Annotated in this window: 9 protein-coding genes, 2 pseudogenes and 1 riboswitch; of the genes and pseudogenes, 8 read left to right on the top strand and 3 right to left on the bottom strand. The window is 64.7% G+C overall.

All coding sequences use genetic code 11. The features are described 5' to 3' along the window. Position 1 precedes the first annotated feature (1 nt). Together cobN and cobW are read right to left on the bottom strand one after the other, a co-directional pair. Positions 2-3,762 (bottom strand): annotated as a pseudogene (gene cobN, locus AB5975_22170) (cobaltochelatase subunit CobN). Positions 3,763-3,765: 3 nt separating this feature from the next. After that, positions 3,766-4,833 carry a cobalamin biosynthesis protein CobW gene (gene cobW, locus AB5975_22165; GenBank protein ID XDR19227.1) on the bottom strand — a complete coding sequence of 356 codons (1,068 nt, stop codon included), beginning with the start codon at positions 4,831-4,833 and terminating at the stop codon, positions 3,766-3,768. Positions 4,834-4,934: 101 nt separating this feature from the next. After that, a riboswitch (cobalamin riboswitch) is annotated at positions 4,935-5,152 on the bottom strand. A gap of 100 nt (positions 5,153-5,252) precedes the next feature. Here cobW and AB5975_22160 point away from each other — a divergent pair. The 4 genes and pseudogenes from AB5975_22160 to AB5975_22145 all read left to right on the top strand — a co-directional run bounded on the left by AB5975_22160 (position 5,253) and on the right by AB5975_22145 (position 8,903). Next, positions 5,253-5,630, top strand: coding sequence for a glyoxalase superfamily protein (locus AB5975_22160; GenBank protein ID XDR19226.1), 378 nt, complete (start codon positions 5,253-5,255; stop codon positions 5,628-5,630). Next, entirely contained in the window at positions 5,627-5,989 is a 363-nt protein-coding gene (locus tag AB5975_22155) for a hypothetical protein (protein XDR19225.1), read from the top strand. The genes AB5975_22160 and AB5975_22155 overlap by 4 nt, the downstream gene beginning before the upstream one ends. A 171-nt stretch (positions 5,990-6,160) precedes the next feature. Further along, a pseudogene (locus AB5975_22150) lies at positions 6,161-7,737 on the top strand (ATP-binding cassette domain-containing protein). Between the two features lie 146 nt (positions 7,738-7,883). Continuing rightward, the gene (locus AB5975_22145; protein XDR19224.1) at positions 7,884-8,903 is read left to right on the top strand and encodes a branched-chain amino acid aminotransferase; all 1,020 of its coding nucleotides are present in this window, start codon (positions 7,884-7,886) and stop codon (positions 8,901-8,903) included. Positions 8,904-8,976: 73 nt separating this feature from the next. Here AB5975_22145 and AB5975_22140 read toward each other — a convergent pair whose 3' ends face one another. Further along, positions 8,977-9,405 carry a multidrug/biocide efflux PACE transporter gene (locus tag AB5975_22140; protein XDR19223.1) on the bottom strand — a complete coding sequence of 143 codons (429 nt, stop codon included), beginning with the start codon at positions 9,403-9,405 and terminating at the stop codon, positions 8,977-8,979. Between the two features lie 92 nt (positions 9,406-9,497). Here AB5975_22140 and AB5975_22135 point away from each other — a divergent pair, with 92 nt between their 5' ends. From AB5975_22135 to AB5975_22120, 4 genes are all read left to right on the top strand, one after another. Continuing rightward, positions 9,498-10,352, top strand: a complete 855-nt coding sequence (locus AB5975_22135; GenBank protein ID XDR19222.1) for a LysR family transcriptional regulator — start codon at positions 9,498-9,500, stop codon at positions 10,350-10,352. Between the two features lie 189 nt (positions 10,353-10,541). Continuing rightward, on the top strand, positions 10,542-12,287 hold the full coding sequence (locus tag AB5975_22130; protein ID XDR19221.1) for a hydantoinase B/oxoprolinase family protein: 1,746 nt from the start codon (positions 10,542-10,544) through the stop codon (positions 12,285-12,287). Positions 12,288-12,300: 13 nt separating this feature from the next. Next, on the top strand, positions 12,301-14,385 hold the full coding sequence (locus tag AB5975_22125; GenBank protein XDR19220.1) for a hydantoinase/oxoprolinase family protein: 2,085 nt from the start codon (positions 12,301-12,303) through the stop codon (positions 14,383-14,385). Between the two features lie 148 nt (positions 14,386-14,533). After that, a complete protein-coding gene (locus AB5975_22120; GenBank protein ID XDR19219.1) occupies positions 14,534-15,490 on the top strand; it encodes a helix-turn-helix domain-containing protein in 957 nt (318 codons plus the stop codon). Positions 15,491-15,553: the final 63 nt, after the last annotated feature.

Genomic DNA, 15,553 nt, shown 5'->3' with positions numbered 1-15,553 from the left:
TTCAAGCCTGTTCCTCGCCGTCGAGCAGTTGTTCTTCGAGGGCTTCGCGGTAATTGCCCGGCGCCTGCCACAAACCGCGCTGCTGGGCCTCCAGCAGGCGCTCGGTGAGGTCGCGCAAGGCCTCGGGGTTGTGCTCGCGCATGAAATCGCGGGTGGCCGGGTCGAGCACGTAGGCATCGGCCAGCCCCTGATAATGATGGTCGTCGATCAGGTGCGTGGTGGCGTCGAAGGCGAACACGTTATCGACTGTCGCCGCCATCTCGAAGGCGCCCTTGTAGCCGTGACGCTTGACCCCGTCGATCCACTTCGGGTTGAGCGCACGGGCACGGATTACCCGGTTCAGCTCCTCCTTGAGGGTACGGATACGCGGTCGATCGGCCTGGCTGTGGTCGCCGTGGTAGCTGGCCACCGCCGCCCCGGACAGCGTTTCCGACGCTGCCAGCATACCGCCCTGGAACTGGTAGTAATCATTGGAGTCGAGCAGGTCATGCTCGTGGTTGTCCTGGTTTTGCAGCACCGCCTGCACCTTGGCCAGACGCTGGGCGAACTGGGCGCGGGCCGGGTGCCATCGTCGCTGCCACCGTAGGCATAGCCGCCATGGTTGAGGTAGACCTCAGCCAGGTCGTCACGGCTGTGCCACAGCCGCCCATCAATGGCGTTCTGCACCCCGGCACCGTAAGCGCCGGGTTTGGCACCGAACACCCGCCAACCGGCCTGGCGAGCAGCTTGATCGGCGTCCACGCCTTGCGCCTGCAGCACTGCCCGCTCGCTGCGTACACGGGCAGCCAGGGGGTTGAGGTCGTCGGGCTCGTCCAGCGCGGCCACGGCCTGCACGGCGGCATCGAACAGACGGATCAGGTTACCGAACGCATCGCGGAAGAAGCCGGAAACGCGCAAGGTCACGTCTACACGCGGGCGGTCGAGCAAGCTCAGCGGCAGGATTTCGAAATCGTCCACGCGCTGGCTGCCAGTGGCCCACACCGGCCGCACGCCCATCAGCGCCATGGCCTGAGCAATGTCGTCGCCGCCAGTGCGCATGGTCGCCGTACCCCATACCGACAGGCCGAGCTGGCGCAGGTGATCGCCGTGGTCCTGCAGGTGGCGTTCGAGGATCAGGCTGGCCGAGGCGAAACCCAGGCGCCAGGCCGTGGTGGTGGGCAGGTTGCGCACGTCCACGGTATAGAAGTTGCGGCCGGTGGGCAGCACGTCGAGGCGCCCGCGGCTGGGTGCGCCGCTGGGGCCGGCGGGCACGAAGCGCCCCGCCAATGCCGCCAGCAGGCCATTCATTTCGGCAGTGCCGCAGGCGTCCAGGCTGGGTGCCACCGCGTCACGCAGGGCCTGAAGTACGTCGTGCACCGGCTGCCATTCACTTAGGGCGGGTAACGCTGCAGTGCCTTCCAGCGCCTGCCCGATCACCTGGTGTGCCAACAGTTCGAGGCGCTCGCGGGTATCGCCACACGTGCGCCAAGGGTCATTGCCGATGGCTTGCAGCTGTTCAGGGCGTGTACCCTGCCACGGCTGCCCAAGGTCACAGTCGAGCGGGTCGAAGCCCGGCACCAGTGCTTTGGCCAGCGCCCGCAGGAGGCTGGCATTGCCACCGCGACCGTCGCCACGCTCAACCCGCAACAGCGCCAGCAATGTATCCAGGCGCAGGCGCCCTTCAGGCGACTGCCCGAACACGTGCAGCCCATCGCGAATCTGCGATTCCTTGAGGTCACACAGGTAGGTGTCCAGGCGTGGCAGCCATACGGCGGCATCGTCCAATTGCCCTTCCAGTTGCAACTCGCGGTCGATGTGGTTGGCTTTTACCAGTTCGAGAATATCGCGCTGCAACTCGCGAGCACGCCGTGGGTCGAGCAGCTGCGCTTCGTAGAACTCATCAGCCAACTGTTCCAGGTGGCGCAGCGGCCCATAGGTTTCGGCACGGGTCAGCGGCGGCATCAGGTGATCGATGATCACCGCCTGGGTGCGGCGCTTGGCCTGAGCACCCTCGCCCGGGTCGTTGACGATGAACGGGTAGATGTTCGGCAGCGGGCCGAGCAGCGCATCCGGCCAGCACTGTGCCGACAACCCCACGCCCTTGCCGGGCAGCCACTCAAGGTTGCCGTGCTTGCCGACATGGATCACCGCGTCGGCGGCAAAGGCGTGACGCAGCCAGAAGTGAAACGCCAGGTAGCCGTGCGGCGGCACCAGGTCGGGGTCGTGGTACACCGCGCTCGGGTCCACCTGATACCCCCGCGCCGGCTGGATACCGACGAAAGTCAGGCCAAAGCGCAAGCCGGCGACCATCAGCCGGCCGCTGCGGTACATCGGGTCTTGCTCGGGCGGCCCCCAGCGTTCCAGCACGGCCTGGCGGTTGGCGTCGGGCAGGCGCTCGAATGCAGCCTGGTAGTCGGCCAGGCTCAGGCTCTGGGCGCAGGGGCGTTGGTCCAGGTGGTCAAGGTCGTTGGTCACGCCACCGAGCAGTTGGTGAATCAACTGCGTGCCGCTGCTCGGCAAATCGGCCAGCGGATAGCCTTCGGCCTGTAGCGCCTTGAGGATGTTCAGCGCCGCTGCCGGGGTGTCCAGGCCGACGCCGTTACCAATGCGGCCATCACGGGTCGGGTAATTGGCCAGCACCAGGGCAATACGCTTTTGGGCATTAGGCAGGCGCGCCAGCTCAACCCAGCGGCGGGCCAGCTCGGCGACGAAGTCCATGCGCTCGGGGTGCGCGCGGTAGCACACCACGTCGGACTGGCTGCGCTCGCTGCGCCAGGCCATGTCCTTGAAACTGACCGGACGGGTGATGATGCGCCCGTCCAGCTCCGGCAAGGCGATGTGCATGGCCAGGTCACGCGCGCCCAGGCCCTGCTCGCTGGCTTCCCAGCCGGGCTGGTTGTCTTGCGCGCAAATGGCCTGCAACACCGGGATGTCACGGCGCAACGGCCGCAGGTTGGGGCGCTCTGGGCTGGACAGGGCAAAGCCGGTGGTATTGACCAGCACTTCAGCGCCGACCTCGTCCAGCCAGGCTTCGACCTGCTCCAGGCAGGCGCTTTCCTTGAGGCTGGCCACGGCGATCGGCAACGGGTTCAGCCCGGCTGCTTGCAGGCGCTGGCAGAACACGTCGATGAAGGCGGTGTTGGCCGCCTGCAGGTGCGAGCGGTAGAACAACAGCGGCGTCACCGGGTAATCCGGGTGCCAGTGCGGGTACCAGTCTTCTAGCGCAACGCTCCCCTTGGCCGGGTGATACACGGCGGTGCGTGGCAAAGGCTGTGGCTCGTCCCAGGCGTAGTCACGGCCCAGCCACTGGCTGGCCAGGCAATTGAACAGGTTGATGGCATTGGCCTTGCCGCCCTGGCGCAGGTAGTGCCAGAGGCGTTCGGCCTGTTCGCCACAAACGTTACCCAAGCTGGTCAGTTCCGGGTCCGGGCGATCATCGCCCGGCACCAGAATCAGTTGCACGCCACGGGCGGCCAATTCGACCAGTTGCTCGACGCCGTAGCGCCAGTAGCCAACGCCACCGTGCAGCGACACCAGAATGACCTTGGCGTGGCGCAGCACCTGGTCGACGTACAAGTCGACCGAGGCATGGTTCTGCACCTGCATCGGGTTGGCCAGGCGCAGGCTGGGGAAGTCTTCAGGCAATTGCTCGGCGGTATCGGCGAGCAATGCCAGGTGCGAATCGCCGCTGCAGAGAATCACCAGCTCGGCGGGTGTCTGGCCGAGGTCGGCAATGCTGTCATCCGGCACGAAGCCGCCGGGCTGGGTCCGCAGCAGGTGCATGGGTCAGGCGCCCAGGGCCTGGCGCAGGCGCGCTTCCAGTTGAACAGCGTCAAGGTCCTGACCAATCAGCACCAGGCGGGTGATGCGCGGCTCGTCGTTGCGCCAGGCGCGATCGAAGTGCTTGTCGAAGCGGGTACCCACGCCTTGCACCAGCAGGCGCATCGGCTTGCCCGGGATGGCGGCGAAGCCCTTGGCACGCAGGATGCCGAACTCCACCACCAGTTGCGTCAGTGCGTCGAGCAGCAGGCTTTCGTCGGCCTCGGGCAGGTCGATGGAGATGGAATCGAAGGCGTCGTGGTCATGATCGTCATGGTCGTCGCCGTCGTGGTGCGTGTCGTGGTGGGTGCGGCGGCCATCGATGTGCGCCTCGGACTCGGCACCCACGCCCAACAGCACTTCCAGTGGCAGCTTGCCGCTGCTGGCCTCGATCACCTTGACGGCCGGCGGCAGTTCTTCAGCCACTTCGGCGCGCACCTTGGCCAGGCCTTCGGCGTCGATCAGGTCGGCCTTGTTCAGTACCACCAGGTCGGCGCTGGCCAGCTGGTCGGCGAACAGCTCGTGCAGTGGCGATTCATGGTCCAGGTTAGGGTCGAGTTTGCGCTGGGCATCGACCTGGTCCGGGTAGGCGGCGAAGGTGCCAGCGGCCACGGCCGGGCTGTCGACCACGGTGATGACCGCATCGACGGTGCAGGCGTTGCGGATTTCCGGCCACTGGAACGCTTGTACCAAAGGCTTGGGCAGGGCCAGGCCGCTGGTTTCGATCAGGATGTGGTCGAGGTCGCCACGGCGTGCCACCAGCTCGCGCATCACCGGAAAGAATTCTTCCTGCACGGTGCAGCACAGGCAACCATTGGCCAGTTCGTAGACGCGGCCGCTGGCTTCTTCCTCGGTGCAACCGATGCTGCACTGTTTGAGGATTTCGCCGTCGATGCCCAGCTCGCCGAATTCGTTGACGATAACCGCGATGCGGCGGCCTTGGGCGTTGTCGAGCATGTGGCGCAGCAAGGTGGTCTTGCCCGAGCCGAGGAAGCCGGTGACGATGGTGACGGGGAGCTTGGCCAGTGTTTTCATGTCGCATTGCCCTTGGCAGTGTGGCGCGGGCATGCAGGACGACAGCCACGGGCCAGAGGTTGGCCGAGCTTGTTCGCCACCGGATCACCCCGCCCGGTTGAAAGTCGAAAACGTGACGAGGCAGGTCTCCTGGCTCGCACCGTTCCAGGCCCCCGTTCGGTTGAACAGCGGGCTGGCGGGATGACGCCTTCCCGCGCGCTGGCGCAGTGGCAGTGTCGATCCGTTGTCGGTGCTTACAGTTGCGGGGGCAGCCGCGGCGTGTACCGCGTTCCCATCTTAGCTTCGGCCTGGCCGAAGAACCTCGAACTGGCAAGGCTACGCAGTGGCTGGCGGGTGGTCAACCATTGCGGCGGGCTGGTCGACCACTCTTGGTTCTACTGCGTTACAGTAGCGACTCTGCCCACGGTCAAGGACGTCCCATGCCCCTCGCCCCCGCCATACCCGTACTGCGCATCTTCTCGGTCGACAAGGCCAAGGAGTTCTACCTCGATTTCCTCGGTTTCAGCCTGGACTGGGAGCATCGTTTCAGCCCGGACCTGCCGTTGTACGTACAGATTCACCGCGACGGCCTGATCCTGCACCTTTCCGAGCACCATGGCGATGCATGCCCCGGTTCTACCGTGTTCGCCCGCATCGACGACCTGCGCGCGCTGGAGCGCGAGCTGCAGGACAAACAGTACGGTTACGCCCGGCCAGAGGCCGAGCGCCTGGACTGGGGCCTGCAGATGCAGGTGTGGGACCCGTTCGGCAACCGCCTGCGCTTTTGCCAGCAGATCGATGACGAGGCCAACCCGTGAAGGCACTGGGCAAACGCGAAATGGCCCGCCTGGAGCGGGAGCTGGTGGCGTGCCTGACCGATGCCTGCGAAACCGCCAAGGCGCAGATCGTCGGTTTCAGCTGGCTCACTCACCGCCTCGACCCCGAGGACTTTCCGGGCAGCCTTCGTATTACCTGGGTATTTGAGCAAGAGGCCGACAAAGCCGCTGCCGTCGCGGGCGAAGCGAAGGCGCACATGCTGGCGTTGACCCGCCATGCACTGGAGCAAGCCGGCATACAGCTGGACCATCCGGCCTGGCATGTGCGGTTCGACAGTGAACAAGCCTGCGCGCACGGCCACGCCGGGGACTGGGCTAAACGCTTGCAGGCGCAACGCTGAGGCCCCAACCGGCGGCCGGTGCTTTACCCGGCCCCGGACGGTCCGTTAGGCTACGCGCTCTCTAATTACGAGGTGTTCGTCCAATGCGCCATTGATGCCGCCGTCCGTTCGACGGCCAGTCTTCAGCCTCCGGCTCGCTCCGGAGATGTCGCGGCATTTGTGGAGTTGTGCATGACGAACACGTCGATTCTGACGCTGGACAGCGTCTCCTTGGCCTTGCCTGATGGCAGGCTGCTGTTCAGCAACCTCAACGAAACCTTCGACCAACGCCGCACCGGCCTGGTCGGCGCAATGGCGTGGGCAAAAGCCTGCTAGGGCAGATTCTTGCCGGCCAGCGTGAACCCAGCAGCGGCCATTGCCGGCGCCTCGGGCCTGTCCATTTGCTGGACCAGCAAGTCATCGAGCGCAGCGCCACGCTTGCCGACCTGGCCCAAGTGGGGCCGGTGATTGCGGCGCTGGAGCGTATCGAGCAAGGCAGCATCCAGCCCCACGATTTCGACACCGTTGGCGAGCGCTGGGATATCCGCGAGCAATTGCAACGCCAGCTTCAGGGCCACGGCCTGGGCCAACTCGACTGGCGCCAGCCCGCACGGAGCCTGAGCGGCGGCCAGGCCATGCGCGTGGCGCTGATTGGCGCGTGGCTCAGCGATGCCGACTACCTGATCCTCGACGAGCCAAGCAATCACCTGGACAGCGACGCCCGTGCCCAACTGCTGAGCATGATCGAAGCCTGGGACCGTGGCTTGCTGGTGATCAGCCACGACCGCAGCCTGCTGGCGCACATGGCACGCATTGTTGAATTATCCAGCCTGGGTTTGCAGGGCTATGGTGGCAACTACAGCATCTATGCAGCGCAAAAAGCCAACCAGACGGCGCAGGCCCAGCAGCACCTTGCCCGGCTGAAGCAGGCGCAGCTACGCCAGGCCCGTGAACTGCAGCGCCAGCGCGAAGACCTGGAGCGCCATCAGGCGCGGGCCGGGCGCCAGGCCAAGCACGCCAACCAGGCCAAGATCCTGGTCGACCGCCAGCAGGAGCGCAGCCAGTCCACTGCTGGCAAGCAGCGCCGCGACCATCGCGATGCCCAGCAAGCGTTGGTGGGTAAAGTACGTGACGCCGCCCGTGAGGTCGAGCAAGAAAGCGCTATTACCTTGCACGCGCCTACACCTCAGCGTCATCCAGGCCGAGAAGTGTTGGCCTTGCAGGCACTTCGCTTGCCCCATGGCACCCGCAAACCGCTTGACCTGCGTGTGTGCCTGGGCCAGCGCGTGGGGCTGATCGGCGCCAATGGCAGTGGCAAGTCCACCCTGCTCAGGCTGCTGAACGGGGAGTTGCCGGCACCGCCCGACAATGTGCGCCTCAGTGGCGAAACCGCCCTGCTCGACCAGCACTGCAACACGCTAGCGGGCCACGGCAGCGTGCTCGAACACCTGCGCCAAGCCAACCCGATGCTGGCCCAGGGCGAGTTGCGCAGCCGCCTGGCGCAATTGGGCCTGGATGCGGCCCGTGTCGAACTGCCCAGCAGCCTGCTCAGCGGCGGCGAGCGGATGAAGGCGGCGCTGGCCGCCGTGCTATACCGCGAACGGCCGCTCGACCTGTTGCTGCTGGACGAACCCGGCAACCACCTGGACCTGCCATCGCTGACAGCCCTGGAACGCATGCTTGGGCAATTTCGCGGGGCGCTGATGGTGGCGTCCCATGATGCGGTATTGCTGGAAAACCTGGCGCTCGATGAATACCTGCACTTGTAGGCGCAGCCATGTGCTGCGAAAAATGCATCGCACGCTATCAATTCGTGACTGGCCGTTCCCGATCCGCCAAGGATGTATTAAGGTGGCATGGTGCGCATATAACAGCAGCCCGAGCGATCGGGCACTTGCAAGACAATGAGGGTGTCATGAGCAACGAAAGCATTAATTGGGACAAGCTGGGTTTCGACTACATCAAGACCGACAAACGCTACCTGTCCGTATGGCGCAATGGCGAGTGGGACAAGGGCACCCTGACCGAAGACAACGTACTGCACATCAGTGAAGGCTCCACGGCCTTGCACTATGGCCAGCAGTGCTTCGAAGGCCTGAAGGCCTACCGTTGCAAGGACGGCTCGATCAACCTGTTCCGCCCAGACCAGAACGCCGCTCGCATGCAGCGCAGCTGCGCTCGCCTGCTGATGCCGCACGTGCCGACCGATGTGTTCATCGAAGCGTGCAAGCAAGTGGTCAAGGCCAACGAAAAATTCGTGCCACCGCACGGCAAAGGCGCCCTGTACCTGCGCCCGTTCGTGATCGGCACCGGCGACAACATTGGCGTGCGCACCGCCCCCGAGTTCATCTTCTCGGTGTTCGCCATCCCGGTTGGTTCGTACTTCAAGGGCGGCATGAAGCCGCACAACTTCCAGATTTCCAGCTTCGACCGTGCCGCCCCGCAAGGCACCGGCGCAGCCAAGGTCGGCGGCAACTACGCTGCCAGCCTGCAACCGGGTGCTGAAGCGAAGAAAGCCAACTTCGCCGACGCCATCTACCTCGACCCGCTGACCCACACCAAAATCGAAGAAGTCGGTTCGGCCAACTTCTTCGGCATCACCGCCAACAACGAGTTCGTCACCCCGAAATCGGCCTCGGTGCTGCCAGGCATTACCCGCCTGTCGCTGATGGAACTGGCGCAATCGCGCCTGGGCCTGACCGTGATCGAAGGCGATGTCGAAATCAGCAAGCTGGACCGCTTCATCGAAGCTGGCGCCTGCGGTACCGCTGCGGTGATCACCCCGATCGGCGGCATCGAGTACAACGGCAAGCTGCACGTGTTCCACGACCTGGAAAAGGTCGGCCCGGTTACCCAGAAGCTCTACAACGAGCTGACCGGCATCCAGAGCGGTGACGTTGAAGCACCGGCTGGCTGGATCGTCAAAGTCGCCTGAGGCGCTTCAGCGATTTGAAAAAGGGCATGCCAGCGATGGCATGCCCTTTTTTTTGTCGACACTGGCAGAATCTTCACGCCAGGCGACGCTGCATCAGCAGATGCCGGGCTTTGTCGAAGGCCCAGTTGTACAGCACGGTGTAGGGCAGAATGATGACGAAGAAGCCCAGCTCCACCATGAACGCCTGCGCCAGCGAAATATCCAGCATCCACGCCGCCACCGGCAAACACCACACCACCAGCCCGGCTTCGAAGCCCAGGCCGTGCACGAAACGCGCACGGGCCTTCCAGTGGATACGCTCGGCCTGCACGTAGCGGTCGACCAGCGCGTTGTAGACCATGTTCCACAACATGGCGATGACCGACAGGGTCACAGCCAGCGCGCCCGCCGTCGCCAGTGACTTGCCCATGATCCAGGACAGCAGCGGCGCACACAGCAACACCGCGAACACTTCGTAGCCAACGGCGTGAACCAGGCGTTCGGTAAAGGACACGTGTTTCATTGCAAATTCCATCCATTGCGTGAGTCGTGCTGTCTATTTTCTTTGATAAAACTGATACTCACGACATAGCTACTATCGGTTTTATCAATACCATGCGCTATTCACCCGAAGCTCTGGTCGCGTTTGTCGAAGCTGCATCGCTGGGTTCGTTCTCTGCTGCAGCGCGCAAACTGCGCAAAAGTCAGTCCACCATCAGCATCGCCATCGCCAATTTCGAGGCTGATATCGGCTGCCCGTTGTTTGATCGCGGTGGCCGCCACCCCACGCTGAATGAAGCGGGCCGGCAGGTACTGAGCCATGTCGAGGCGATTCTCGATGCCAGCGCCCAGCTCGATGCGCTGGCGGTGCGACTGGCACAGAACGTCGAGCCCTTGGTATCGGTGGTGATGTCGGACAGCTACAGCGTCACGTTCCAGGGCGCGGTGATGGCCCGCTTCGCCCAGCAGTACTCACACACTGAATTGCGCTGCGGCCCGGCGGAGGACGCTGATGTGATCGAAATGATCCAACAGGGCCTGGCCCATGTCGGCATTCTTGCCACCCAACCCAGCTACCCCGCCGACGTGGCCGTGGCGCGCTTGCCGGAGCAGGCGGAATTTGGCGTTTACGTGGCCAGCGGGCACCCGTTGGCAAGCCTGGCGCAGGTGCAGGCGCAGCACCTGGAGCATGCACGGCAGCTGTATATCAAGACCTATGCCCCCAGCCTGCACCGCGGCCGCGGCCAGGCCTGGTCGGCACCGGACTACCTCACCCTGCTGGAGTTCGCCGTGCGCGGGTTTGGTTGGGCCGAGCTGCCCAGGGCGCTGGTGGCACGGTTTGGCAATGGGCTGGTGGAGTTGCCGATAGCGGGTTACCCACGCCGAGTGGATATGGATGTGGTCTGGTCTAGCCGGCGGGCATTGGGGCCGGCGGGGCAATGGCTGGTGCGGCAGATGTTGAAACCGTAAGGTTTTCACCTGCAATAAGTTGGCGCTGCTGCGCACCCCACCCTGGGGGAGCTGTCGCCGTGTGCGCCCAAACGCAACAACCAGTACACCCAACGACAATCCTTCCCTCGCCCTGCCCCGTAGCCTGTCACCACGCGCCGCCCCTCTGGCGGCACGCACCCAAAGCACAAGAACAAACGTTGGTGACCTATGCAGACAGTAGATCCGATCACCCTTGCGGTTGTCCGGGGTGCGCTGGAGACAGCGCAACGCGAAATGACCCTGACCCTGGAAAAGACCGGGCGCTCCAGTGTGTTCAACCTGGCCCACGACTATTCCAACTCGCTGTTCGATCACCTGCCGGAAATGATCCTGCAAGGCCAGGACATTCCCATCCACCTGGGTTCGCTGATCCCGGCCATGAAATGCGTGGCCGAGTTCTTCGGCGACGACATCGCAGAAGGCGACGTGATCTACCACAACGACCCGGCCTACAAGGGCAGCCATATTCTCGACTGTTGCATGTACAAGCCGGTGTACTACCAGGGCGAGTTGGTGTTCTGGACCGTGTGCAAAGGCCACCTGACCGACATCGGTGGCCCGGTACCGGCTGGCTACAACCCAGATGCCAAGGAAATCTACGCCGAAGGCCTGCGCATTCCGCCGGTCAAGCTGTGGGAAAAGGGCAAACGCCGTGAGGACGTGATCAACTTCATGCTCACCAACATGCGCGCCCGGCCCTATCAGGAAGGCGACCTCAATGCCCAGTATGGCGCCTGCAAGGTCGGCGAGCGGCACTTGCTGGAACTGCTCGACAAGTACGGCGTGGCGCAGGTGCGGGCCTGCATCGCCGAACTGAAAAACATGGCCGACCGGCACATGCGCGCACTGTTGCGCGATGTGCCGGACGGTGACTACAGCGGCACCGCCGTGCTCGAAGATGCCGGCCATGGCCTGGGCGAACTGGCCATCACCGCCCATGTACAGATACGTGGCGACCAGGCCCACGTGCGCATCGACAGCCCGCCGCAAGTGCCGTACTTCATCAATTCCTACGAGGGCAACTCGGTGTCGGGTGTGTACCTGGGGCTGATGATGTTCGCCCAGGTGGCGCCCCCCTACAACGAAGGGCTGTACCGCTGCGTCACGGTCGATGTCGGGCCCAGAGGCACGCTGTGCAATGCCGAAGAACCCGCACCCCACGTCAACTGCACCACCACGCCGATGGAAACCCTGGCCGATGCCGTGCGCACCGCGCTGGAACAGGCTTCGCCACAGCGGGTAACGGCCTCCTGGGGGCATACCAGCGGCATCAACATCGCCGGCCATGACCCGCGCAACGGCAACAGCGAGTACGTGACCATGGTGCTGGCCTCGATCATTTCCGGTGCCGGCGCCAACAAGGTGATGGATGGCTGGCACGCCTGCGGCCCGTTGTGCTGTTTCGGGGCGCTGATGAGCGGTGACATCGAGCTGCTCGAACACGCCTACCCGGTGCTGATCCACCGCTACAGCCTGATGGCCGACAGTGGTGGTGCCGGTGAATTCCGTGGCGGTTCGGGCACCCGCCTGGAGATCGAACCACTGGACCACGCCATGACCGTGGTCGGCTTTGGCGAGGGCCGCCAACTGCCCACCGCCGGTGCCGCCGGGGCACGCAACGCATTGCTTGAGCCCAAGCTGGGCCGGCTGATCCATCGCCACGCCGACGGCAGCGAAGACCATTACACGCAAAACCCCATGCTCACCCTGCAACCAGGCGAACGCATCATCAACGTCAACCCCGGCGGTGGTGGCTACGGCGACCCGCTGCGTCGCCCGGTCGCAGCCGTGCTGGAGGATGTGCGCAATGGCCTGGTCTCGCCACAAGGGGCAGCCCTGGAGTATGGCGTGGTCCTCGATGACCAAGGCCACCTCGACGAAACCGCCACCCGCCTTGCCCGCGCCCCGCGCTGACCGGAGAACCATCATGCGTAACCAATATCGCCTGGGCATCGACGCCGGCGGCACGTTCACCGATTTCATCCTGGCCGACCGCGACGGCGGCGTGCAGCTGTTCAAGGCCCCTTCCACGCCGCAAGACGGCACCCTGGCCATTCGCGCCGGCCTGGCACAGATCGCCGACGCCACCGGGCGCAGCCCGGCCGAACTCATCGCCAACTGTGACCTGTGCATCAACGGCACCACCGTGGCCCTCAACGCGCTGATCGAGCGCACCGGGGTCAAGGTGGGCCTGCTGTGCACCGAGGGGCACGAGGACAGCCTGGAAATCCGCCTGGGCCACAAGGAAGAAGGCCACCGCTACGACGCCCATTACCCGCCGGCACACATGCTTGCCCCACGCCACCTGCGCCGCCCAATTGGCGGCCGTATCCTTGGCGATGGCCGTGAGCACAGCCCCCTCGACGAAGCCGCTGTCCATGCGGCCATCGATTACTTCCGGGCCGAAGGCGTGCAGGCCGTGGCCATTTCCTTCCTGTGGTCGGTGCGCAACCCCAGCCACGAGCAGCGGGCCGCCGAGCTCGTACGGGCCGCCCTGCCCGACGTGTTCGTCTGCACCGGCTGCGAGGTGTTCCCGCAGATTCGCGAGTACACCCGCACCTCCACCACCGTGGTCAACGCCTACCTCAGCCCGGTAATGGCACGCTACGTGGCGCGCATCGACAACCTGTTCCAGGAACTTGGCGCACAGCAGCCGGTGCGCTACTTCCAGTCCAACGGTGGCCTGGCGCCTGGGTACCTGATGCGTGAGCGCGCTGTCAATGCGATCAACTCCGGCCCGGCCTCGGCGCCACAAGCCGGGCTGGCGGTGGCGAAGCCGTTCGGTATCGACAACGTCATTACCGTGGACATGGGCGGCACTTCGTTCGACATCACCCTGACCAACGCCGGGCGCACCAATTTCAGCAAGGACGTGGACTTTCTGCGCCAGCGCATCGGCGTGCCGATGATTCAAGTGGAGACCCTGGGCGCCGGCGGCGGCTCCATCGCTCATCTGGACGAGTTCGGCATGCTCCAGGTGGGCCCGCGCAGCGCCGGCGCCATGCCTGGGCCCGTGTGCTACGGCAAAGGTGGCTGCGAACCCACGGTCACCGACGCCAACCTGGCCTTGGGCTACCTGCCAGACGGCGCGCTGCTGGGTGGCAGCATTCGCCTGAACCGCCAGGCCGCGCTGGACGCTATCCGCAGCAAGATAGCCGAACCACTGGGTATCAGCGTGGAACGCGCCGCATTCGGCATCACCACCCTGGTCAACTTGAACATGGTCAACGGCATCCGCCGGGTGTCGATCGAGCGCGGCCACGACCCGCGCGACTTCGCCCTGATCGGCGCAGGCGGTGCGGCGGGCATGCACGTGGTACGCCTGGCCGAGGAAATCGGCATGCACACCGTGCTGATCCCCAAGGTGGCGTCGGGCCTGTGCGCGTTCGGCCAGATCCTTTCCGACGTGCGCTACGACCAGCTCACCAGCCTGTCGATGCGCCTGGACTGCGGGCACGTGGACCTGGTGCAGCTCAACCAGGCCCTTGCCGAGCTGCGTCAGCAAGGCCTGGCCAACCTGCGCGAAGACGGCTTTGGCGACCAGGCCAGCAGCTGCCACTACACCTTGGAAATGCGCTACCTGGGGCAGATCCATGAATGCAGCGTGGAGCTGGAACAGCATGCCTTGGATGACACAGGCCTGGCCGCCCTGATCAGCCGCTTCCACAGCCGCCACCAAACCCTGTATTCGTACAGCGAGCCTGAAAGCCCGGTGGAGCTGGTGAACCTGGAGTGCTCGGTGATCGGCCACCTGCCACGCCCGCCGCAACCCGAGCTGCAGGGCCCGGCCGAGCCACCCGCGGCGCAGGCGCAAAGCGTGCGTCCGATGCTGTTCAGCGCCGACGGCCAATGGCAGCCCACACCGGTGTTCAATGGCAACCACCTGCTGCCCGGGCAGACCGTGCATGGTCCCTGCGTGATCGAGGAAGACACCACCAACATCGTGCTGCCGCCTGGCTGGCAGGCACGGCTGGAGCCTTCGGCGACCTACCGGGTGACACGCGGGGCTTGATCTGAAGGCCGGCGCGCGCCGATCATGGGCCTGATAACCGCCTGGCAGCTTTGCGCTGCCAGGCGTTTTGCACAATAACAAGAGCTGCTTGAGTAGCTTGCCTGCAGTTCCTTTTTTCAATGCTGCCCTCTTTGAAAAAGGACCCACCATGCCCACAGAACTCTCGACCCTCGGCTGGCCACAGCCCGAACGCCAGGCGCGCTGGGCCGAAGCCATCAGTGACACCTATTTCCCGCTGAGCCTGGAGTTTGCCGCCGAACAACCGTTCGATGGCCACTTGCAGCGCTGGAGCACGCCAAGTACCCCACTCAGCCTGTCGCGCCTGCGTTCCAGCCAGCTGGGCTACTCGCGCAGCAAGGCGCACATCGGCCAGGACCAAGAAGCGTTCTACCTGGTGACCGTGCCGCATCGCAGCGAGGTGCACTTCGAACAGGACGGTCATCAGATCAGCTGCCGCCCAGGTGGCTTCATCGTCGAGCGCGGCGATGCGCCTTACCGCTTCCATTACGGCACGCTGAATGACCTGTGGGTGCTCAAACTGCCCGAGCGTGCACTCAAGGCCAACCTGCTGGGGCACAGGCGCTATACCCGGCATTGTTTCGATGCCCGCCAGGGCTTGGGGCGCATTTTTGTCGAACAGTTGGACCTGTGCGCCCGCCACTTCGACGCTAGCCCCATCGCGGCCCGGCATCTGCTGCTGGAACAGGCTTCGGCCACCTTGCTGCTGGCCCTGCAACAGGACGAGCGAGTGCTGGGTAGCGAAGGCAGCAACCTCAGCACCCTGCACCTGACGCGGGTGGAACAGTATGTGCAGCAACACCTGAGCGACCCCGAGCTGTCGCCGCAAACCATTGCAAGTGCCTGCGGGCTGTCGCTGCGCTACCTGCACAAGCTGTTCGTGATCACGCCCTACACCCTGAGTGAGTGGATACGCCAGCTACGCCTGGAGGCCGTGTACCGGCAATTGCGTGACCCGCATTGCCACCTGGCCATCGGCGAACTGGCATTGCGCTGGGGCTTTACCGACCAGGCGCAGTTCACCCGCGCGTTTCGCCAGCAGTATGGGTGCACGGCGCGGGAGGTGCGGGCTGCAGGCACCCATTGAGCCGAAAGCGAAGATTCCTACGATGCACACCGACCCGTTGCGCCAGCCTCGCGATTATGGCTA

It is taken from the genome of Pseudomonas putida (assembly GCA_041071465.1).
GTDB classification, from domain to species: Bacteria; Pseudomonadota; Gammaproteobacteria; order Pseudomonadales; family Pseudomonadaceae; genus Aquipseudomonas; species Aquipseudomonas putida_P.
This window is presented reverse-complemented; position numbering and strand designations above follow the sequence as displayed.